We start from the raw sequence: 20374 nt of genomic DNA, 5'->3' as shown, positions 1-20374 counted from the left end.
CAAGCACGCTTTCCGTTTCCTTCCGAAAACCAAAGCCGACCGGCATGAATTCACTTCCGGAGACCCGAGCCATGACCCATCCGCTGGATCTGACAGCCAACGCCATCGCCGATGGCATCCGCACGGGCGCCTTCGGCGCCGAGACCGTGGTGGGCGAATCCATCCGACGCGCCAGGGCGGTCGGCGAGAGGCTCAACGCCTTTGCCGTCATCCGCGAGGAGCAGGCGCTGGAAGCGGCCCGCGAGGCCGATCGGGCCGTGGCGCGTGGCGAGGCGACCGGGCCGCTGCACGGCGTGCCGTTCGCGGCCAAGGACCTGACGCCGACTGCTGGCGATTTGACGACGCTGGGCTCATGGACGAAAGGAGATTGGGTGCCGGCCGAGACGGCGCTCTGCATCCGCCGTCTGCAAGCGGCCGGCGCGATCCTGATCGGCAAGACGACGACGCCGGAATTCGCCTTTTCCAGCTTCACCAACAGTCCGCGCTGGGGCGTGACGCGCAATCCGTGGAACCCGGAGCGCACCAGCGGCGGCTCCTCCGGCGGCGCTGGTGTGGCGGTGGCGACCGGCGTCGTGCCCTTCGCCGAAGGCACGGACATGGGCGGTTCGGTGCGCATCCCCGCCGCCTTCTGCGGCGTCGTCGGGCTGAAGCCCAGCCTCGGCCGCATCCCGATGACCATCCTGCCCAGCGTGTTCGACAACATCTCGCATTTCGGGCCGCTGGCACGCAGCGTCAGCGACGCCGTCGCCTTCATGCAGGCGACAGCGGGCGGCAGCGACGAGGATATCACCTCGCTGCCGATCCTGTTCGACGGGGTAGCCGCGCGGATGGGCGGGCTCGCAGGCAAGCGCTTCGCGCTGTCGCTCGACCTCGGCTACTACCAGATCCAGCCGCGGGTCGAAGCTGTCATCCGGCAGGCTGTCGCCGAAATGCGCAGCGCCGGGGCCATCGTCGACGAGGTGCCGATGCGCTGGACGCGCGCCGTCAACGACGAATGGTTCGATCTCTGGTGCGTCTTCATGTCGGCCTTCTTCGGCGACGAGCTTGCCGGTCATCGCCATCACATGGACCCATCGGTGGTCTCGATGATCGAACGCGGGCTGGCGATGAACGCGACCGCCTACAAGCGGGTCGAGCTGTTGCGCACCGCGATGTGGCGGGACATGGCACGGCTTTTCGAGCGCTATGACGCGCTGCTGTGCCCGACCTGCGCGATCACGGCGCCGCCGGTGACCGATACCGACGACGACTATGTCGCGACACTGCCCGACGGCCGCTTCAAGGGGCTGGACCTGACCTGCCCCTTCAACATGCTGCCGCAACTGCCGGCGCTGTCGCTGCCCGCCGGGTTTGCCGCCGACGGTCTGCCCGTCGGCCTGCAGATCGTCGGGCGGCGCTTCGCCGACGAGCAGGTTCTGTCGATGGCGGCGGCGATTGAGGCACGATTGGCGGTCGCCGGCCTCAATGCAGATCGGTTCGCTGCACCTAAGACAATCGCATAGGGTGGCGCCAGCCCCCACTCCGCCTCACCCAAACCTTGCCGCAGTCCACGCCCCACCCGTCGCGTTCGACTCCACCGCCGCTGCGACAAACTTCACACCGCGCGCGCCATCGACAACATCCGGAACCTGCGCCGCGCGCGCCGCATCAACCACGCCTCCGGACCGATGCACGCGGATGATGTCGGCGGCGTCGCGGTAGAAATTGGCGAAGGCCTCGATATAGCCTTCCGGATGCGCCGCCGGCATGCGCGAGACGCGCTGGCTTTCTGCCGTCGAGCCATGGCCGCCGCGCACCAGCGTGCGGGTTTCCTCGCCATATCGGGAAAAGCGCAATTCCTCCGGCCGCCCGCCCGACCATTCGAGGCCGGCCTTGTCGCCATAAATGCGCACGGAGAGATCATTGTAGTGGCCGGGCGAGGTCTGGCTGGCCAGGATCGTGCCGTGCGCCCCGCCCGTCCAGCGCATCATGACATGCGCATTGTCGTCGAGCCGGCGTCCAGGCACGGCGGTGAACAGGTCGGCCGACACCGCCTCGGCCTCGCAGCCCGAAATATAACTCGCCAGATTGAAGGCATGCACGCCGATATCGGCCAGCACCGCCGACTGCCCTGCCCTGGCCGGATCGGTGCGCCACTCCGCCTGCTTCTGGCCTTCGGCGTCGATCGGTTTGGTCAGCCAGTCCTGGATATAGGCGCCATGCACCGACACGATCCGCCCGAGCTCGCCCGCTGCCACCATGTCGCGCGCCTGCCGCACCATGGCGTAGCCGGTGTTGTTGAGCGTGACGACGAAGCGTCGCTTTTTCGCCTTCGCCAGCGCCACCAGCGCCTCGGCGTCATCAAGCGTCGTCGACAGCGGCTTGTCGCAGATCACATCGATGCCGGCTTCGAGGAAGGCGGTCGCGATCGGCGCGTGCAGATGGTTGGGCGTGACGATGACGACCGCCTCAATGCCATCCGGCCGCGCGGCTTCGGCCTGCGCCATCACGCGATAATCGGCATAGCTGCGCTCGGGCGCGATGCCGATTTCGGCGGCCGAGGCGGCGGCATTTTCCGGGTCGGAGGACAGCGCGCCGGCGACCAGCACGATCTGGTCGTCGAGGCGCATGGCGAGGCGATGCACGGCGCCGATGAAGGCATTGCGGCCGCCGCCGACCATGCCGACCCTCAGGCGCTTGCCCGCCGATCCATCCGATGTTGCGTAGACCATGTCTGAGATTCCTCCACCTATCACTTCGTCATCCTGGGGCGGAGCAAGGAGCGTAGCGACGCTGCGCAGACCCCAGGATCCATGCCGTGACCTCAAAGCGTTGCAACGGTGCAGGATTTTCCCTTCCGCTGCATTCCTCGACAATCGTCGCGGCATGGATCCCAGGGTCTCCGCGACGGAGCTTCGCTCCTGCTTCGCCCTAGGATGACGAACGGTGAGGGCCTACCACTTTCGAACACAGTTTCCAATTTCCATATTGTAATACGATCGTGCCGCGCTAGCCTGAGATCATGAGTGGGGCGGGCAAATCTTCGGGACGATCTCTTGCCGACGAGGCAGCGACGCGCAAGCGCGGGCGCTCTCTTGCCGCGTTGGGCTATATCCAGCCGCAGACCTATGAGGAGCTGCGCGCGGTGCTGTCCTCCGGCACGGTGCATTTCCCCAAGCGGCTGCGCCAGGTGGCGATCTTCATGTGGCAGCATCCGAGCGATGTCGCGCTCGGCACCATCGCCCAGGTGGCGGCGCAGGCGGGCGTGCAGCCTTCGACGCTGGTGCGCTTTGCCCAGATCTTCGGCTATTCCGGCTTTTCCGATTTCCAGGGCCTGTTCAAGGAGCACGTCAAGGGTTCGTGGCCGGAAGGACGTGGCGAGCCGCGCACCGAAGCCGAACCCAACGCAAATCTGCATTTCCTGCACGGCATGGTCGGCGCCTCGCAAGCATCGCTTGGCCGCATCGAGGCGGGCTTTGACGTCGACAGTTTCGAAAAGATGGTGGCCCTGCTGGCGGCCGCCGACCTGATCTATGTCATCGGCTCCAAGCGCGCCTTCCCCGTCACCACCTATCTGTCGCTGACTCTGTCGCAGCAAGGCGTGCGCAATGTGCTGGTCGACAATGTCGGCTCGTCGGCGCTCGACCAGGTCGGCTGCATTGGCGCGCATGACGCGGTGCTGGCCGTCTCCTTCAGCCCCTACAATTCGATCACGCCCGATCTGGTCGCGGTGGCGCATGAGCGCAAGGCCCGCATCGTCACCATCACCGACAGCACTTTCAGCCCGCTCATCCCCTTGTCGGACAGCTGGCTGGAGGTGGTGGAATCCGACTTTGCCGGCTTCCGCTCGCTGGCGGCGTCGCTGGCGGTCGGCATGGCGCTGGTCCAAGGCGTCGCGGCGCGGCGTGGCACATAAGGTGATGCTGGCACAATTGACTATCGGGAATTGCCGTTCCATATTTTGAAAAATAGAAACTTTGTTCCGGGAGGAGGAATGGAGCTTCATCTCCAAGGCAAGGTCGTGCTGGTCACCGGCGCGACGCAAGGCATCGGCCGCGCCATCGCCGAAACGCTCGCGCGCGCCGGCGCTGAGGGATTGGTGATTACCGGTCGCGACAAACTGCGTGGCGCCGAGGCTGCGGCAGCAATTTCGAGAATGGGCACTCCAACGGTCATCGTGCCTGCGGACCTCTCGGACCCAGCCGCTCCAGCCCGGTTGGTGGAGTTCTGCGTCTCCCACTTCGGCCGTATCGACGGCCTCGTCAACGCCGCCGGGCTGACCGACCGCGCCTCCTTCCTCGATGCCAGCCTCGACGACTGGGCCTCGCTGTTCGCCGTCAATGCGCGCGCGCCGTTCTTCCTGATGCAGGCAGCCATCGCCGACATGAAGAAGCGCGGACAACCCGGCGCCATCGTCAACATCCTGTCGATCAATGCCCATTGCGGCTCGCCGGAGCTCGCCGTCTATTCCGCCACCAAGGGCGCACTGACGACACTGACCAAGAACGCCGCCAACGCCCACCGCTTCGACCGCATCCGCGTCAACGGCATCAATGTCGGCTGGACCGACACGCCGGCCGAACGCGTGATGCAGGCCGAGACATTGGGCAATGGCCCGGGCTGGCTCGACGCCGCCAACGCCGCGCAGCCTTTCGGCAGATTGCTGTCGCCAAACGACATCGCCAACCTCGCCGTCTTCCTGCTCTCCGACGCGGCCGGCCCGATGACCGGCGCTGTGATCGACCAGGAGCAGTCGGTGATCGGGGCAAACCGGTGAACGCTGCTTCGACATCGCCGGAAACACTCGGGCCAGCCTTGCTCGACCGGCTTCCCGCCGCCGTCCAGACACCGGCCTATGACCGCGCATCCCTCGCCCCCGGCATGGCGCATCTCGGCGTCGGCGCGTTCCACCGCTGCCATCAGGCCGAATACACTGACGATCTGCTTGCGCTCCAGTTCGACCGCTGGGGCATCGTCGGCATCAACATCCGCCCGCCCAGCCTCGCCGACACGCTCGGCCGGCAGAGCGGCCTCTATACAAGGCTGATCCGCGAAAACAGCCACATCGAGGCCCGCGTCATCGGCAGCATTGTCCGCGTGGTCGACAGTCAGGCCAATGCCGCACCGGCGCTCGATATACTCGCCTCGCCCGACATCGAACTGGTGACGATGACGGTGACCGAAAAGGGCTACTGCCATATCCCGTCGAGCGGCGCGCTCGATCTCGACCATCCCGACATCGTCCACGATCTCGCCAATCCCGAGATGCCGCGCAGCGTCCCCGGCATTCTCGCGCGGGCGCTGGAGCTGCGCCGCGCCACGCATGGCCGGTCGATGACGCTGCTCTCCTGCGACAACATCCCGACTAACGGCGTCATCTTGCAAAATGTCGTGCGGACTTTTGCCGAACGGCGCGGCAGGGGTCTGGCCGACTGGATCGCGGCCAATGCCGCCTTCCCTTCCGCCATGGTCGACCGCATCGCACCGGCGGTGACGCAGGATGATCTCGACAGCGTCGAACAATGGTTCGGCTATCGCGATGGTGCCGTTGCCGTTTGCGAGCCGTTCCGGCAATGGGTGATCGAGCAGAAATTCGCCGGCCGCATGCCGCGCTGGGATTTGGTCGGCGCGACCTTCGTCGACGACGTCACGCCGTTCGAGCATCTCAAGATGCGGGTGCTGAACGGCGCGCAGACGACGCTTGCCACGCTGGGCGTGCTGGCCGGCCTCGAACACACTTTCAATGCCATCGCCGACCCGCTGCTCGCGGCTTTTGTACGGCGCATGCTGATCGAGGAAACGCTGCCGACATTGATGCCGGTGCCCGGTATCCTGCCTCTCGCCTATGTCGAGCAAAGTCTCGGCCGGCTGAAGAACACCGCAATCCGCCACCGCAACCACCAGATCGCCACCGATGGCTCGCAAAAGATCGTCCAGCGCCTGCTGAACCCGATCCGCGACCGCTTGAGCCAAAGCGCCAGCATCGGCCTGCTGTCGGTGCCCGTCGCCGGCTGGATGGCCTATCTGATCCAAGCCTCGGCCCGCTTCGGCAAACGCTGGCCGGTGTCGGATCCCTATGCCGGCAAGGTCGCCGAGATCGCCGACGCGACCGGCCACGATGCGCGGGCGCTGGTTTCCGCCATCCTGGCCATCGACACGATTTTCGATCCCGGCCTTGCCGCGAACGAGACGTTCCGCGCGGCCGTCACGTTGGTGCTCGGCGAGTTGCTTTCGGACGATCCGATGGCGGCCGTCCGGCACAGTCTCGAACAAGATGAGGTCGCGAGGTTGAAGCGATCCAAACAATCGGCATTATAGGCATTGGCCGTGAAGACACGACAAAAGCAATTCCAGGAAAAGTGTGAAACGGTTTTCCGTCCGGAATTGCGCAAAAACAAAGGGATAGAGCGGTTCAGCGTGAAACGATGAAGCGCTCTAGGGAGGCATGATGAAACTTGGACTGCTCACCGCACCATTCGCGGAGACGCCGCTTGCCGATGTCGCCGGCTGGGCACATCAGGCCGGCTTCGAGGCGCTGGAAATCGCCTGCTGGCCGAAAACGTCTGGCGCGACCCGCCGCTATGCCGGCACCAGCCACATCGACGCTGCTTCCACCTCTCCCGCGCAGGCGAAAGAAATCGTCGCCTCGCTGACGGAAAAGAACCTCACCATCTCCGGCCTCGGCTACTACCCCAACCCGCTGCATCCCGATGCCGCCCACCGCGAGGCGGTGATCGGCCACCTGAAGAAGGTGATCGTGCTGGCCGCCAATATGGGCGTACCGGTCGTCAACACCTTCTGCGGCGGCGATGCCTCGAAAACCGTCGACGTCAACTGGCAGGACGCGCTGAAAATCTGGCCCGAAATCGTCGTTTTTGCACGCGACCACGGCATCAAGCTTGCCTTCGAGAACTGCCCGATGATCTTCAGCTATGACGAGTGGCCGGGCGGGCACAACATCGCCTATTCGCCCCTGGTCTGGCGCCGCATCCTGGAAGCCTGGGGCGGCGAGGTCGGCATGAATTTCGACCCCTCGCATCTGGTCTGGCAGATGATCGACCAGGCCCGCTTCATCCGGGAATTCGGCCCCTACATGCTGCATGTCCACGCCAAGGATTTGATGATTGATCATGATGGACTTTATGAGCGCGGAATCCTCTCGGCCGGGATAGGCTGGCAGGTGCCGCGCATGCCGGGGCTGGGCGATGTCGACTGGAGCGGCTTTTTCTCCGGCCTCTACCGCGCCGGCTATGACGGATCCATCATCATTGAACACGAGGACAGGCGATTTGAAGGCAGCGACGATCAGGTGAAGCGCGGCTTTCTCCTCGCCCGCGACGTGCTGCGTCCCTTCGTCAAGTGAGGAGAAAGCATGTTGGCAACGACATGCGGAGAGAACAACGAGTTGAGCCGCCTGAATCTCTTTCTGAACGGCATGCCACAACGACTTGGAACTGAAACTGAAAAACAATGTGGAGGAGTACTGAAATGAAGAAAATACTGACCATGGTTCCGCTGCTGGCGGGCGCTGCCTTGCTGGCCTCGGTGGGCGTCTCGTCGGCCGCCGGCAAATACACGATCGGCATCTCCAACACCGTCCAGGGCAATGGCTGGCGCGAAGAGATGGTCTGCGCCATGAAGGCGCAGGCGCTCGCCTCCGGCGAGGTGGCAAAACTCAACATCGCCCACCGCAACACCGATGCCGCCGGCCAGCTCGAAGACATCCGCAACCTGATCAGCGCCAAGGTCGACGCCATCGTCGTCAACCCCGCCGATCCGGCCGGCATCAAGGCTGGCCTCGAGGAAGCCACCAAGGCCGGCATCGTCGTCGTTGCCGTCGACCAGGCAGTGACGGAACCGTCGGCCTACATCATCTCCAACAACCAGGAGCAATATGCCTATCTCGGCGCCAAATGGCTGTTCGGCCAGATGGGCGGCAAGGGCGAGGTGTTCTACATGCGTGGTGCGGCCGGCGCTTCGGCCGATAGTGATCGCGACAAAGGCTTCAAGAAGGCGCTGGCCGAATTCCCCAATGTGAAGGTGGCGCAGGAAGTCTTCACCGGCTGGCAGCAGGACCAGGCCAAGCAGCAGATCCTCTCCTTCCTGTCGACGGGAACGCCGTTCAACGGCATCTGGACGTCCGGCATCGACAACGTCATCGTCGACGCGCTGGTCGATCGCAGGCACCGCTGGTGCCGGTGGTCGGCGCCGACAATGCCGGCTTCGTCGGCCAGCTCAGCTCGGTCAAGGGCCTCGTCGGTGCGGCCGTCACCAATCCCGGCTCGATCGGCGGTGCGGGCGTGACGCTGGCGCTGCAGATCCTCGACGGCAAGAAGCCGGCCCAGCAGACCGTGCTGGTCGACCCGCAGCTCTGGGACAACGCCACCGACGAAGGCAAGGCCAAGCTGAAGGCCGCCGCCGACCCGTCGCTCAGCCCCGAATGGCCGGTCTCGATCTCGATCCCCGACTGGACGACGTATACGAAGGAGCAGATCGTGGCGTGCAAGGGGCCGGGCGAGTAAGGCTGGATCAATTGCATAGCGAGGACGGCGAACTGCCGTCCTCGCCATTGCAGGTCAGCACTCTACGAGGCCCCCCTCTGTCCTGCCGGACATCTCCCCCTCAAGGGGGGAGATCGGCAGTCGCGACGCCGGTTCTCTTCTTTCAGCGTCGAAAATTGGCGAAAGCCAAAACGACATCTATCTCCCCCTCGAGAGGGAGATGTCCGGCAGGACAGAGGGGGCCTCGTAAGGCGCCAACCATCGACCAGTTTGCTCTAGAAATATTTGAACAGATTGACCCGAGACCCAAACCATTTGACCACCAGCCCCCTCCTAGACGCGTCAGGCGTCGCCAAAAACTACGGCGCGGTCGCAGCGCTGCGCAACGCGTCGCTCTCCGTGCTGCCGGGCGAGGTGCATGCGTTGATGGGCGCCAATGGCGCCGGCAAGTCGACGCTGGTGAAGATCCTGACCGGCGCGATCTCGGCGAACTCCGGCCGCATCCTGATCCGCGGCGAGGCGCGCGACATCCGTTCGCCCGCCGCCGCGCGCCGTGCCGGCCTCTTGCCCGTCTACCAGGAGCCGTCGCTGATCCCCGATCTCGATGTGCTCTCCAATCTCAGGCTCACCGGCACGCCGGTCGAGCCGTTCCGCGCCTGGGTGCGTGAGCTCGGCATTCCCGACCTCGACATACGCGACACCGCGCGCGACATTCCGCTGGCCGTGCTGCGCGTGCTGGACCTGGCGCGCGCGCTGGCCGTCGAGCCCGACGTGCTGCTGCTCGACGAGATGACGGCGGCGCTGCCCGCCAACCTTGCCGAAAAGGTGCTGGAAGTGGTGCGCCGCCAGGGCGACGCCGGCCGCGCGGTGATCTTCATCTCGCACCGCTTCGTCGAAATCTCCGCGCTCTGCGACCGCGCCACCGTGCTACGCGACGGCGAGACCGTCGGTGTCGTCGACATCGTGCCGGGCGTCGAGGAAAAGATCGTCGAGCTGATGCTCGGCACCCGCATCGTCAAGACCCATGTCGCCGCCCGCAGCGCCGCCGAGAAGGCGGCGCCCGCCCCTGCCCGGCCGCGTCTGGCCGTGCGCAACCTGCGCGTCGGCAGCAAGCTCAGCGACGTCTCCTTCGATCTCAGGGATGGCGAGGTCGCCGGCGTCGTCGCGCTCGAAGGCCAGGGCCAGGACGAGCTGTTCGCGGCGCTGGCCGGTTCGATCCGGCCCTCGGGCGGTACCATTGAGGTCGATGGCTCTCAGGTGAAATTCTCGCACCCGATCGACGCCATCCGCGCCGGCATCGCCTATGTGCCGGGCGACCGTTCCGAGGCGCTCGCCATGCAGCGCTCGGTGCGCGAGAACATCGCCTTGCCCTTCAGCGCCGCGTTGCGCAACTGGGGGCCGATCAATATGCGCAAGGAGCGCGACACGGTGCTCAGCGCCATCGAGCGGCTGCAGATCGACACCCGCGCGCAAGGCGAGGTACAGCGCCTGTCCGGCGGCAACCAGCAGAAGGTGACCATTGCCCGCTGGATCGCGGCGGACGCGCGCACCATCCTGTGCTTTGACCCGACGCGCGGCATCGATGTCGGCACCAAGCAGGAGATCTATCGTCTGCTGCGTGAGCTTGCCGGCCACGGCAAGTCGGTGCTGTTCTACACCTCGGAGCTGGAAGAGGTGCAGCGCGTCTGCGACCGCGTCATCGTCATCTTCGGCGGCCGCCTGGTCGATATCTTTCCGGTCGAGGAGGCCGACGAGCCGGCCCTGATGCGCGCCGCCTACGGCCTGCCGCGCGGCGCCAAGGCCGATATCGGTATTCTGGCTGATCCCACGGCGAATGCCGAGCCGGGGGCGACGCCATGAACCACTTCCTGCGCCGCCAGGGCTGGGTCGTCGGCCTGCTCGCCCTCCTCATCGTGCTCTTCATCGCCACGAAGATCATCCAGCCGGCCTATGGCAGCGGTGATTTCGGCTCGCTCGCGCGGGCCGTGCTGCCCTACGCCTTTGCCGTCGCCGCGCAGACCGTGGTGGTCCTCGCCGGCGGCATCGACCTGTCGGTCGCCGCCATGATGGCGCTGACCAGCGTCACCGCCGCCTCGATGATGGCGGGCGCTTCCGAAGAATACGCGCTGTTCGTCGTGCCCTTCGTGCTCGCCATGGGCTTTGTCCTTGGCGCGCTCAACGGCCTCTTGATCGTCGTCACTCGCGTGCCCGACATCGTCGTCACGCTGGCCATGCTGTTCGTGCTGCAGGGCGCCGCTCTGCTGGTGCTCGATGCGCCCGGCGGTGCCGCCGCCGAATGGCTGAAGGCGCTGATTTCGGGCACCGTGCCGATACCGGGCCTGCCCGACGCCATCGACGCCTGGCTGCCCAAGGCGCTGCTGGTGCTGATCGTCTGCCTCTGCGTCATCTGGATCCCGCTCAGGCGCTTGCGCCTCGGCCTCTCCATCTACGCCATCGGCTCGAGCGAACTGGCGGCGTTCCGCTCAGGCGTGCCGGTCAAGCGCACCCGCATCATCGCCTATGCGCTGTCGGGCCTGTTCGCCGCCTTTGGCGGGCTGGCGCTGACCATGAGCACCGGCATCGGCGCGCCCATCCCCGGCCCCTATCTGCTCGCCAGCGTCGCCGCCGTGGTGCTGGGCGGCGTCGCGCTCGGCGGCGGCAAGGGCGGCCTGCTCGGCCCCATCGTCGCCGTCTTCGTGCTGCGCCTGGTGCGCACGGATCTCACGCTGCTCGCCATCGACCCCAACGTCACCGCCATCATCGAGGGCGCCATCATGGTCGCCGTGGTGATGTTCGGCGCGTTCATCACGATGCGGGGGCGGCAATGATGAGGGACGTGATGGTGGCGAAGCGGGATGGGGTTGGCGCTCTACGAGCCCCCCTCTGTCCTGCCGGACATCTCCCCCTCAAAGGGGGAGATTGGCAGTTTCAGCGCCTCACTCCTTCTTGCAACGTAGACAATTGGCGAAAGCCATCGTGCCGTCCGATCTCCCCCCTAGAGGGGGAGATGGCCGGCAGGCCAGAGGGGGGCGCCGTAGAGCGCTATCCTCCGAGAACATTACCCCATCGCGAACCGGACCCACCCAATGAGCACCACCGCGATCACCCCCGTCCCCATCGGCCGCCGCATAAAACGCTTCATGGCCGACCGCCCGCTCGTCCCGCTGATCATCCTGCTCGTCATCCTGGTGGCGATCCTGCAGATCCTGCGCCCCGGCATCGTCAACGAGCGCTGGATCGGCAACACCATCAAATTCGCCATTCCGCTGGCGATCCTCGCCGGCTGCCAGACCATGACCATGCTGACCGGCGGCATCGACCTCTCGGTCGGCACGGTGGCGACGATGAGCGCCTTCATCATGGCGACGCAGATCGTCAGCCAGGACCCGGCGGTGGCCTTCCTCTTGGCGATGATGCCGGCGCTGCTGATCGGCCTCGTCAACGGCATCGGCGTCGGCGTCTTCCGCGTCCACCCGCTGATCATGACGCTGGGCACCAGCCTGATCGGCACCGGCTGCCTGCAGGTCTACCAGCGCACGGTGATCGCGTCGGGCGCCAAAATCCCCGACTTCCTCGCCTGGCTCGGCACCGGCGTCACCTACGGCTTCCCCAACGCGCTGCTGCTGTTCATACCGCTGGCGGCCCTGATCGTCTTCACGCTCGCCCGCACCGGCTTCGGCCGCCTGCTCTACGCCGTCGGCGACAATGAGCGCGCAACGCGCCTGTCGGGCGTGCAATACTGGCAGGTCATCACCGCGCTCTACGTCACATCAAGCCTGCTCGCCGGCATCACCGGCCTGCTCTACATCGGCCTGATCAAGGCCCCTTCCCTGTCGCTGGCCGAACCCCTGGTGCTGCCCTCGGTGGCTGCCGCCGTTATCGGCGGCACTTCCATCTTCGGCGGCCGCGGCGGCTACACCGGCACCATCATCGGTGCCCTGATCCTGACCGTGCTGACGACGCTGCTGACGATCTTGCAGATGCCGGAGGGGGCGAGACGGATATTGTTCGGACTGATCGTGCTGTTCGTGACGGCGGCCTATTTACGGATTGTCGAGGAGCGGTAATACCAGAAGAGCCAAGATGGCGGCCTATGGAGATAACAAACAAGGCCACAAGACAGCGACAAGCGCGTCCAATTCACGACCAAAATTTCAAATACTGAATAAATCTATTGCGCGAAATACCGCCAATATGCAGAAATCCGCGTCCAGAAACGGGGGCTGATTAGTATGGCAAAAAATTCGAGAAAAAGCTGGCGCTATCTTTTGACGGCCCAGACAATTCAGAAGCCCGAGGACATTCGTTGGATGCTGCACCCTCTTTAGACTGGTGATTTCGAAAAGCTGTTGCATCCGCCCTTCGGAAACCAAATCGCCACGTGGCATTCGAGTTTCAATCAAATCTCTTTTGGCAAGAAAGCGCTATCCCATGATTCCCGCCAGACTTTCAGCCCTTGCCCTCGCGAGCCTTCTCGCCGTGGGCCTTGCAGCACCCGCCCATGCGCTCGAATGTCCGTGGCAATTGCGTTTCTGGCTCGGCGTGGACACCAATGGCAGCGCCATGGTTCACAGCGGGCAAAAATGCGTATTTCCCATGAACGCCAGCGGTACCCTCAGTCTAAAAATCGTTTCCCGCCCTAAGCATGGAGTGGTCACCCTCCCCAACCGCTCGACCATCGCCTATCAGGCGCAAAACGGCTACAAGGGCACCGACACTTTTGTCTTCGCCGCCACCGGCAAAAGCCAGATCAATCACGGCCAGTCGACAATCACCATGACCATGAAGGTTGACTGAACAATCATCATGGCAATTCGCGTTGCTTTGCTATCGGCCTTTTGCCTGAGCGTCGCCGCATCTCTTATATCCTTGGCTGCGATAGCGTCGGCCGCCGGGAAACAGCAGGCGCCCGGCGAGTGGCCGATGAATTTCGCTCTGGTTCGCAACGGCGATTGCACGCAAACCTGCGTTCAATGGATATCAGCCGAAGGGGCCATAACACGCGACACCGCCAGACGGTTCAAGACATTTCTGAAGCGGCTGAAGGGCAAGAAACTGCCTGTGGTATTTCAGTCTCCCGGCGGGGACGTGGCTGCCGCGCTAGCGATTGGACGCATGATCCGGAGCGCCGGCCTGGAAACAGCAGTGGGCAGAACGCAGCTGAACGGCTGCCCGATGCTGGTGCCGCGCTGTCCCGAAAAAATCGTCGAGAACGGCTGGTCGCAAGGCGAGGTCCATTCAGGGGGCGCCTACTGCTTCTCGGCTTGCCCGCTAGCCTTCATGGGCGGCCAGATCCGCGCTGCGGCTGTCAATGCCCGCATCGGCCTTCATCAAGTAACGATCAACGGCTACAGAGGGCCCGAGCAGGAAGCAAAGAGAGACCTTAACGCAATTTCGACGCGGTCCGACCCTGAGTTGAAGTCGATGCTTTCCAGCTATTTCAAAGACATGGGCGTCAGCAGCCAGGATGTGTTCGCCATGATGGGACTGGCGACACCTTACGGTTTTTACTGGGTCCAAAGTGCCGAGGCTCTGAAATCAGGCATCATTACAAAGGTCTTCGCGTACGCCGATGACCCGGGCTACATCATCAGCGGAACCGGCATGACGCATCCGGCCGCTCCGCCCGCGACGGACATCGTGCAGTGAGAGCGATCTGTCGCTCGCCGAACCGCTGGTGCTGCCCTCGGTCGCCGCCGCCGTGATCGGCGGCACCTCCATCTTCGGCGGCCGCGGCGGCTACACCGGCACCATCATCGGCGCACTCATCCTCACTGTGCTGACGACGCTGCTGACGATTTTGCAGATGCCGGAGGGGGCGAGACGGATTTTGTTTGGGCTGATCGTGCTGTTCGTGACGGCGGCTTATTTGCGGATTGTGGAGGAGAGGTAGGGGGCCTTGTCGGGCAGGTCTGCGTATCTCTGCTCCAAAAGGCACGAGTCGATAGCTGTTGCTTGCTCTTCAAGTTCAGCCCTTGAAGTTGCCTAGCGCTTCAGGTCTATTCGTACCGCTTTCGGCACATCGCATGAAAAGAACGAATGCGGCATGTGCTTCCTCTGTTCAATCGCACGTGGCAATCGTACATCTTGCATGTGAACTAGCGCCTGGATTGACAATTGTCGGGGGAAAGTCGTGGCCGCATCTTTGCAACAATTGGCGCGCAAGCAGTTCAATGAATTGTCGGAAGTCGAACTCCGTTTTGTCGAAGCCGTATCGGCAGGCGCGGACTTTGTCGGCGACGATCCAACTGGCCCGACGGGTCCCATCCGTGCGGTGGTCATTCGCTGGCTTTGCACAGACGTCGCGTGCGCGAAATATGTCCATGCCCGCGGCATCCGCATGGTCAAGAGTGAGATCGAAGGCGCTCTCGAGCTTCAATTCGTCAATATCGACTTCCCGGTCATCTTCGAGCATTGCTCTTTCGACCAAGACGTCGATTTCTCCAACGCCAAGCTTCCGCATCTACGCTTTTTCACGTGCCAGATGCAGGCGGTGACCGCAGACCAGATAGAGATATCCGGATCGCTCATTCTCAGTGAAACGCGATTCGAAGGCCGCGTGTCCCTGCGCGGCTGCCGTCTCAAGGACAATCTTCGATTGTTCGGGTCGCAACTTCGAGGACGCGACGGTCCATCGCTCAATCTCCAAGGCGCCTCCATCGGCGGCGCGCTCATTATGACCGGAGAGTTCCTGGCACTCAACGGGGTCCGCATTTTCGGGGCCACGATTCAGCGAAACCTCGAAGGCGAAGGCACAATCTTTGCAAAAACGAATTGCTTGCTCATTGAACTTACCAAGATCGGTGGCTCCGTGCTCCTTCGCCGCGGCTTCCGTGGGCTCGGCGGCGTGCGTATCTATGAATCCGAAATCGCCGGCTCGCTCGACATGCAAGCGGCGCGGCTCGCGTCGCGCGGCGACTTGCCCGCGTTGCTCATCTACGGGTCGTCCATTGCCAAGTCGGTTCTGCTGCGGCGAGACATGGCGACGGCGGATGGTTCAACGGCGGGGGTTGTCGGCCCAGTGGTGGTGCAGAACTCGGTCGTCGGCGGTAATCTCGATCTCACCGGCACGCAAATCCGCGCATCCCGCAAGGACGCCCTGGATCTTTTCGATGCGACGGTTCGAGGTCGATTGAGAGCGAATGGGCTCGACCTGACCGGTCGCGTAGTGCTGACCCGGGCCAAAATCGCCAACGACATCGAATTCACCAACGCGAAACTGGTCTCCGAGCAGGACACCACGCTGCTTGGCGTTGCGCTCGATTGCGGAGGGTCGATGTATCTCAACGGCGCCGACATCACCGGCCGAGTCAACCTCGCTTATCTGTCGCTCGCCAGCGATCTTCGCGCCGAATCCATCACCATCCGCGTGCCGAAAGGCACCGCGCTGGCATTGCGCTCCGCAAGGATCGGCGGCTTCGCCGATCTGCAAAACGCCAAGATCAATGGCATTGATTTTCAATACGGCACCACCGGATCGGATATCATGCTGGATGGCGCGGAGCTTACCGCCTCGACCGGTACCGCTCTGGTGTTCGATAATGGACGCTGCAACGGCTCGATCGCCGCACGAAAGTCCACATGCTCAGGTCGATTCAGCCTTGCCTCGGCATTGATTGCCAGAAACCTTGATCTCTCCGGGTCGACAATCTCAGTCGATGGCGGAATGGCTCTCAATGCGGACAGCACGACCATCGGCGGAGGACTCAGCCTCGCCGACGGCTTCGTCTCGCGTGGCAAAGTCGCCTTCAACCGCGCTTCGATTGCCGGCAACGTAGAATTGGGCCCTTGTCGGATGCATGGTCGAGCCGGAAGCGCCCTGTCGTTTCGGGCCGCCAAAATCGGTGGCGAATTTTACGCTTCGATGCGCGGGCCGTGGGGACACACGCGCCTTCTCGGAACACTCGATCTCTCATATGCGAGCATTGGAGATGACGTCGATCTGTCCGAGGCGCAACTCCTCCATCGGCGCGGGACCACGCTGTCACTGCGCCGTGCTAGCGTAAAGGGATCACTTTATCTGAACGATAAGTTTCGCACCAACGGAACAGTCGATCTGCGCGGCGCCGAGGTGCATGGCATCGAAGACGATGAACCCTCCTGGCCTCGACCGTCACGGCTGCTTCTGGATGGTCTGAGCTACACGCGCTTGATGCCGCTGACACCGCACGAGCGCCTGCGATGGATCGCGCTGCAGCCTGATTCGGGCACCGCAGCGCCGTCCTGGCAGCCGTTCGAGCAAATGACCAAAATCCTGCGTCAACAGGGGCGCGAGCGCGACGCGCGAACGGTTCTGCTGGCCAAGGAGCGCGCGGCAACCCGCAAGATCGAACCACGCGTCCGCCGATGGCTTTCATGGCTTTATGGTTGGGCCATGGGATATGGCTATCAGCCGCAACGTGCTCTTGTCGCGGTCGTACCGCTGGTTGCGATCATGTCGGTGTCCTTCTATCTGGGCGCCGATGCCCTGATGGTGCCGACGAACGATCCGGCGCGGATCGAATGGGCCGCGCACCACCCACTTCCAATGGGATATCCGCGCTTCAACCCGATCGCCTATTCGGTGGACATGCTGGTTCCCATCCTGTCCCTGCAGCAAAGGGATGCCTGGCGCCCGGCCGCCGAAAACGAATGCGGAACCCCGCCGTGGCCGTGCGGATTGGCGCTGCGCATCGGGCTGTGGTTCTACATCGCCTTCGGCTGGGTCATAACGACTTTAGCCGTGGCAGGGTTCGCCGGCCTGGTTCGAAGGACCTGACCTCGCATGCCTAACGGCCCGATGTCATGCCCCGTCACAGGGCTCACGATCATTTGGGCACGGGAATTACGGTGACAGTGCTGGACTGCACCCCGAGGGTGAGACACGGTAATTTCTGTGACAGGTTATCCTGGAGGATGACCTATGACAGACAGAATGACGTTCAGAACGTTTCCGACGGCATTTAAGTTAGCGGCGATCAAGCGGCTTGAGGCGGGCGAGGCCGTGTTGCCTTTGGCCCGCGAACTCGGCGTTTCACGCAAACTTCTGCATGACTGGCGCAAGGCGTGGGAGCTGCATGGGCCTGCGGGATTGAACCGTAAGCGCGGTCCCAAACCCGGTCGGCGTAAGTTACGCCCGTTGGCTGAACCGGCGGCAAAAGGCAGCAGCGGCGAACTGGCCAAGGCGCGCGTGAAGATCGCCGAGCTTGAACGCAAGATCGGACAACAGGCGCTCGATATCGATTTTTTTCACAAAGCCTTGCGCGCCTTGGACGCGGCGGATCGGCAAGGCTCAATCGCGCCCGTCTCACGGAAGTCATCGAAGCCATGACGGCATCTGACGCCGGCAAAGTTGACGTTCAGCATCTGTGCAAACTCGCCGGCGTGTCCCGGGCGAGTTATTATCGCCGCTTCGAGGCCCGTGCCCCGCGCGAAGCCGATGTAGAACTGACGAGCCATATCCAATTACTCAGCCTGCGCCACCGGTTCTATGGCTACCGCCGTATCACGGCCGTGCTCAGGCGTTCAGGCATGGTTGTAAATGCCAAGCGGGTTCAGCGGCTTATGCGCGAGGACAACCTGATCGCGATGCGCCGCAAGCCTTTTGCGCCACCCACTTCGGACAGCCGCCATGGCTTTCTCATTGTGCCCAATCTGTTGCGTGGCCTGGTGCCTTCGGGGCCGGACCAGATCTGGGTGGCGGATATCACTTATATTCGCCTGCGCGAGGCCTTCGCCTATCTCGCCGTCATTCTCGACGGCTTCTCGCGCAAGGTCGTGGGCTGGGCGCTGGCTCCCAACCTCGATGCCTCCCTTGCCGTGGCAGCGTTGGAGCACGCACTTGCCGATCGCAAGCCCAGACCCGCCAGCCTCATTCATCATTCTGATCGTGGCGTGCAATATGCTTCGACCGATTATCGCCAGCGCCTCGCTGGCCACGACATCACCGTCAGCATGAGCAGGCCCGGCAATCCCTATGACAATGCCAAAGCCGAGAGTTTCATGAAGACCCTCAAGACCGAAGAAGTCGACGGACGCCGCTTCAAGAACATCGAGCACGCAAGACGTTTCATCAGCGTCTTCATCGACACCATTTACAACACCGAGCGCCTCCACTCCGCCCTCGGTTACTGCCCGCCGCTTGAATTCGAAGCCAACTTCGCGCTAGCCCTAAACTCTAAATGAAAACAACCTGTCACAGAAATTACCGTGTCTCACCCTCGGGGTGCAGTCCAGTGCACTCTTTTCGTCGCTTATCGGTCGCTCACCCACCCCGCACCATCCCCCCGATCCTCTCCAGCAGTACCCCCTGCTCCCCCACCCAGAACCAGTGATCCTCCCCTCCACCTCGACAAACCGCGCCCCCGCAATCCGCGCGGCCAGATACCGTCTGGCCTCGACCCGCATCGCGCGGTCACCCGTGCGGTGGAGGACCAGCGTCTTGGCCGCGACCTTTGACAGCAGCGGCCGCACATCGGCGTCGCGCAGCGCTTGCAGCAGGCCGGCGACCGCGCCGGGATTGGGGCGGCTCTGAGCAGGCCGACCCGCCAGGCGCGCGTCTGGCGGTCGGCAGCGACGCTGGGCGCGACGGTCGCGAATGGCCACCTTGCCTGTCCTGCCAATTCGAAAGGCTGCCCCCGCCAGGTCTTGACGAAAATCGGTGCGCCTGACACGAGGGCAAATGGGGCATTCGCGCCATGGACGACGAGCAGGCGGTGGGCAAGCTGTGAAGCGCTTTTTTCGATTGCTTGCCGCCGTGGTCATGGCGTCCGGCGTGGCCGGCTGCACCAGCGTCTCCTACTACGCGCAGGCGCTGGAGGGCCATGTGCAGATCATGGCCGCGCGGAAAAATGTCGGAAAGCTCATCCACGATCCCTCGACGCCTGTGGCACTGCGCACGAAGTTGACGTCGGCGAGCGCCATACGTCGCTTTGCCACGGATGAGCTGGCGCTCCCCGATAACAGCAGCTACCGCAGCTATGTCGACATCGGTCGAGATAACGTGACCCTTGCCGTTTTTGCCGCGCCGCAATTCTCGCTCACGCCGATAACATGGTGCTTTGCGGTCTTCGGCTGCGTTCCGTACCGGGGTTACTTTTCCCAGAAATCCGCGGCTGAAAGTGCTGCCGAACTGCAGCAACAAGGCCTGGACGTCTACGTCTCGGGCGTCACCGCCTATTCCACGCTGGGCTGGTTCAGCGACCCGCTGCTCAGCACCATGCTGCGTCAGGACGCCATGTATCTCGCAGGCCTCATCTTCCATGAACTGGCGCATCAGAAAATCTATGTGAAGGGCGACTCCGCGTTCAACGAGGCTTTCGCGGTCGCCGTCGAAACCACCGGGGTGAGGAAATGGCTGCGCGCCACCGGCAATCGCGCCGGATTGCGCAGTTACGAAATCGATCGCCAGCGCAAAGCGGATTTTCTCGGACTGATAGCGACAACCCGGGACGAGTTGAGGCAGATCTATGGAAGTCCCCGCACCTCGCAGCAGATGGCTGCCGCCAAAACAGCCGCGATCGACAGGCTGCGGGTGCGCTACCGGCAAATGCGCGACAGGCGCTGGGCCGGATATCGCGGATACGATGCCTGGTTCAACAGCCCCATCAACAACGCAAAGCTCGCCGCGACGTCCGTCTACGGCGAACAGGTTCCGGCGTTCCTTCGCCTGTATGATTTGTGCTCAGGCGATTATCCCAGGTTCTATGCTTCCGTACGGCGGGTCGCGGCATTGCCCGAGCCTTCCCGTGCGGAGGCACTGAGGAACGCGACGACGTGTCATTGACGTTGACCAGCACGGCGGCCTCGCCACCCTGACCAACGCCGGTTCTGGCCGGCGCGCGCGGGAGCGGGGCCGGCCTTACCGTCCGCTCGTCATCCCCCGAATCCCCTCCAACAACACCCCCTGCTCCCCC

The 20374-nt window shown here is 63.6% G+C and carries 17 protein-coding genes and 1 pseudogene; 17 read left to right on the top strand and 1 reads right to left on the bottom strand.

Annotation, left to right across the window (positions count from 1 at the left end; translation table 11 throughout):
• The first annotated feature begins 71 nt into the window (after positions 1-71).
• Complete coding sequence (locus AC0V7N_RS18000; protein ID WP_475459927.1) at positions 72-1502, top strand: amidase; 1431 nt, start codon at positions 72-74, stop codon at positions 1500-1502.
• A gap of 24 nt (positions 1503-1526) precedes the next feature.
• On the opposite strand, the gene AC0V7N_RS17995 is transcribed toward AC0V7N_RS18000, so the two are convergent.
• Entirely contained in the window at positions 1527-2711 is a 1185-nt protein-coding gene (locus AC0V7N_RS17995; protein ID WP_475459924.1) for a Gfo/Idh/MocA family protein, read from the bottom strand.
• 290 nt (positions 2712-3001) lie between these two features.
• Here AC0V7N_RS17995 and AC0V7N_RS17990 point away from each other — a divergent pair, with 290 nt between their 5' ends.
• From AC0V7N_RS17990 to AC0V7N_RS17915, 16 genes and pseudogenes are all read left to right on the top strand, one after another.
• Positions 3002-3895 carry a MurR/RpiR family transcriptional regulator gene (locus AC0V7N_RS17990; RefSeq protein WP_475459922.1) on the top strand — a complete coding sequence of 298 codons (894 nt, stop codon included), beginning with the start codon at positions 3002-3004 and terminating at the stop codon, positions 3893-3895.
• A 78-nt stretch (positions 3896-3973) separates the two neighbouring features.
• The gene (locus AC0V7N_RS17985) at positions 3974-4756 is read left to right on the top strand and encodes an SDR family oxidoreductase (protein WP_475459919.1); all 783 of its coding nucleotides are present in this window, start codon (positions 3974-3976) and stop codon (positions 4754-4756) included.
• On the top strand, positions 4753-6297 hold the full coding sequence (locus AC0V7N_RS17980; protein WP_475459916.1) for a mannitol dehydrogenase family protein: 1545 nt from the start codon (positions 4753-4755) through the stop codon (positions 6295-6297). The genes AC0V7N_RS17985 and AC0V7N_RS17980 overlap by 4 nt, the downstream gene beginning before the upstream one ends.
• 130 nt (positions 6298-6427) lie before the next feature.
• Positions 6428-7342, top strand: a complete 915-nt coding sequence (locus AC0V7N_RS17975; protein ID WP_475459913.1) for a sugar phosphate isomerase/epimerase family protein — start codon at positions 6428-6430, stop codon at positions 7340-7342.
• Between the two features lie 125 nt (positions 7343-7467).
• Positions 7468-8283 (top strand): substrate-binding domain-containing protein, encoded by an 816-nt coding sequence (locus AC0V7N_RS17970; RefSeq protein WP_496627166.1) that lies wholly within the window; start codon positions 7468-7470, stop codon positions 8281-8283.
• Complete coding sequence (locus tag AC0V7N_RS17965) at positions 8172-8501, top strand: hypothetical protein (protein WP_496627165.1); 330 nt, start codon at positions 8172-8174, stop codon at positions 8499-8501. Before AC0V7N_RS17970 ends, AC0V7N_RS17965 begins: the two co-directional genes overlap by 112 nt.
• 294 nt (positions 8502-8795) lie before the next feature.
• On the top strand, positions 8796-10340 hold the full coding sequence (locus tag AC0V7N_RS17960) for a sugar ABC transporter ATP-binding protein (RefSeq protein ID WP_475459908.1): 1545 nt from the start codon (positions 8796-8798) through the stop codon (positions 10338-10340).
• Positions 10337-11308, top strand: a complete 972-nt coding sequence (locus AC0V7N_RS17955; protein ID WP_496627164.1) for an ABC transporter permease subunit — start codon at positions 10337-10339, stop codon at positions 11306-11308. The genes AC0V7N_RS17960 and AC0V7N_RS17955 overlap by 4 nt, the downstream gene beginning before the upstream one ends.
• Positions 11309-11566: 258 nt before the next feature.
• Complete coding sequence (locus tag AC0V7N_RS17950; protein ID WP_475459901.1) at positions 11567-12547, top strand: ABC transporter permease; 981 nt, start codon at positions 11567-11569, stop codon at positions 12545-12547.
• Positions 12548-12911: 364 nt separating this feature from the next.
• Positions 12912-13277, top strand: coding sequence for an Ig-like domain-containing protein (locus AC0V7N_RS17945; RefSeq protein ID WP_475459899.1), 366 nt, complete (start codon positions 12912-12914; stop codon positions 13275-13277).
• A 9-nt stretch (positions 13278-13286) separates the two neighbouring features.
• Positions 13287-14129 (top strand): COG3904 family protein, encoded by an 843-nt coding sequence (locus tag AC0V7N_RS17940; RefSeq protein WP_475459897.1) that lies wholly within the window; start codon positions 13287-13289, stop codon positions 14127-14129.
• A 7-nt stretch (positions 14130-14136) separates the two neighbouring features.
• Positions 14137-14373: pseudogene (locus AC0V7N_RS17935) on the top strand (ABC transporter permease); the annotation flags it as partial.
• Between the two features lie 240 nt (positions 14374-14613).
• Positions 14614-17238 (top strand): hypothetical protein, encoded by a 2625-nt coding sequence (locus tag AC0V7N_RS17930; protein WP_475459894.1) that lies wholly within the window; start codon positions 14614-14616, stop codon positions 17236-17238.
• A gap of 144 nt (positions 17239-17382) precedes the next feature.
• Positions 17383-17790 carry a transposase gene (locus AC0V7N_RS17925; protein WP_475450548.1) on the top strand — a complete coding sequence of 136 codons (408 nt, stop codon included), beginning with the start codon at positions 17383-17385 and terminating at the stop codon, positions 17788-17790.
• The gene (locus tag AC0V7N_RS17920; RefSeq protein ID WP_475450547.1) at positions 17787-18644 is read left to right on the top strand and encodes an IS3 family transposase; all 858 of its coding nucleotides are present in this window, start codon (positions 17787-17789) and stop codon (positions 18642-18644) included. Before AC0V7N_RS17925 ends, AC0V7N_RS17920 begins: the two co-directional genes overlap by 4 nt.
• Positions 18645-19221: 577 nt before the next feature.
• Entirely contained in the window at positions 19222-20244 is a 1023-nt protein-coding gene (locus tag AC0V7N_RS17915; RefSeq protein WP_475460378.1) for an aminopeptidase, read from the top strand.
• Positions 20245-20374 lie beyond the last annotated feature (130 nt).

It is taken from the genome of Mesorhizobium kamtschaticum, assembly GCF_056174585.1.
Note: the sequence above shows the minus strand (reverse complement) of the source record. Positions and strands in the feature narration are given on the sequence as shown.

What these genes read in the sequence shown, in the direction of transcription:
- AC0V7N_RS18000 (WP_475459927.1), top strand. Translation starts at nt 72, where the DNA reads ATGACCCATCCGCTGGATCTGACAGCCAACGCCATCGCCGATGGCATC.
- AC0V7N_RS17995 (WP_475459924.1), bottom strand. Translation starts at nt 2,711, where the DNA reads ATGGTCTACGCAACATCGGATGGATCGGCGGGCAAGCGCCTGAGGGTC.
- AC0V7N_RS17990 (WP_475459922.1), top strand. Translation starts at nt 3,002, where the DNA reads ATGAGTGGGGCGGGCAAATCTTCGGGACGATCTCTTGCCGACGAGGCA.
- AC0V7N_RS17985 (WP_475459919.1), top strand. Translation starts at nt 3,974, where the DNA reads ATGGAGCTTCATCTCCAAGGCAAGGTCGTGCTGGTCACCGGCGCGACG.
- AC0V7N_RS17975 (WP_475459913.1), top strand. Translation starts at nt 6,428, where the DNA reads ATGAAACTTGGACTGCTCACCGCACCATTCGCGGAGACGCCGCTTGCC.
- AC0V7N_RS17970 (WP_496627166.1), top strand. Translation starts at nt 7,468, where the DNA reads ATGAAGAAAATACTGACCATGGTTCCGCTGCTGGCGGGCGCTGCCTTG.
- AC0V7N_RS17955 (WP_496627164.1), top strand. Translation starts at nt 10,337, where the DNA reads ATGAACCACTTCCTGCGCCGCCAGGGCTGGGTCGTCGGCCTGCTCGCC.
- AC0V7N_RS17950 (WP_475459901.1), top strand. Translation starts at nt 11,567, where the DNA reads ATGAGCACCACCGCGATCACCCCCGTCCCCATCGGCCGCCGCATAAAA.
- AC0V7N_RS17945 (WP_475459899.1), top strand. Translation starts at nt 12,912, where the DNA reads ATGATTCCCGCCAGACTTTCAGCCCTTGCCCTCGCGAGCCTTCTCGCC.
- AC0V7N_RS17940 (WP_475459897.1), top strand. Translation starts at nt 13,287, where the DNA reads ATGGCAATTCGCGTTGCTTTGCTATCGGCCTTTTGCCTGAGCGTCGCC.
- AC0V7N_RS17925 (WP_475450548.1), top strand. Translation starts at nt 17,383, where the DNA reads ATGACAGACAGAATGACGTTCAGAACGTTTCCGACGGCATTTAAGTTA.
- AC0V7N_RS17920 (WP_475450547.1), top strand. Translation starts at nt 17,787, where the DNA reads ATGACGGCATCTGACGCCGGCAAAGTTGACGTTCAGCATCTGTGCAAA.
- AC0V7N_RS17915 (WP_475460378.1), top strand. Translation starts at nt 19,222, where the DNA reads ATGGCGTCCGGCGTGGCCGGCTGCACCAGCGTCTCCTACTACGCGCAG.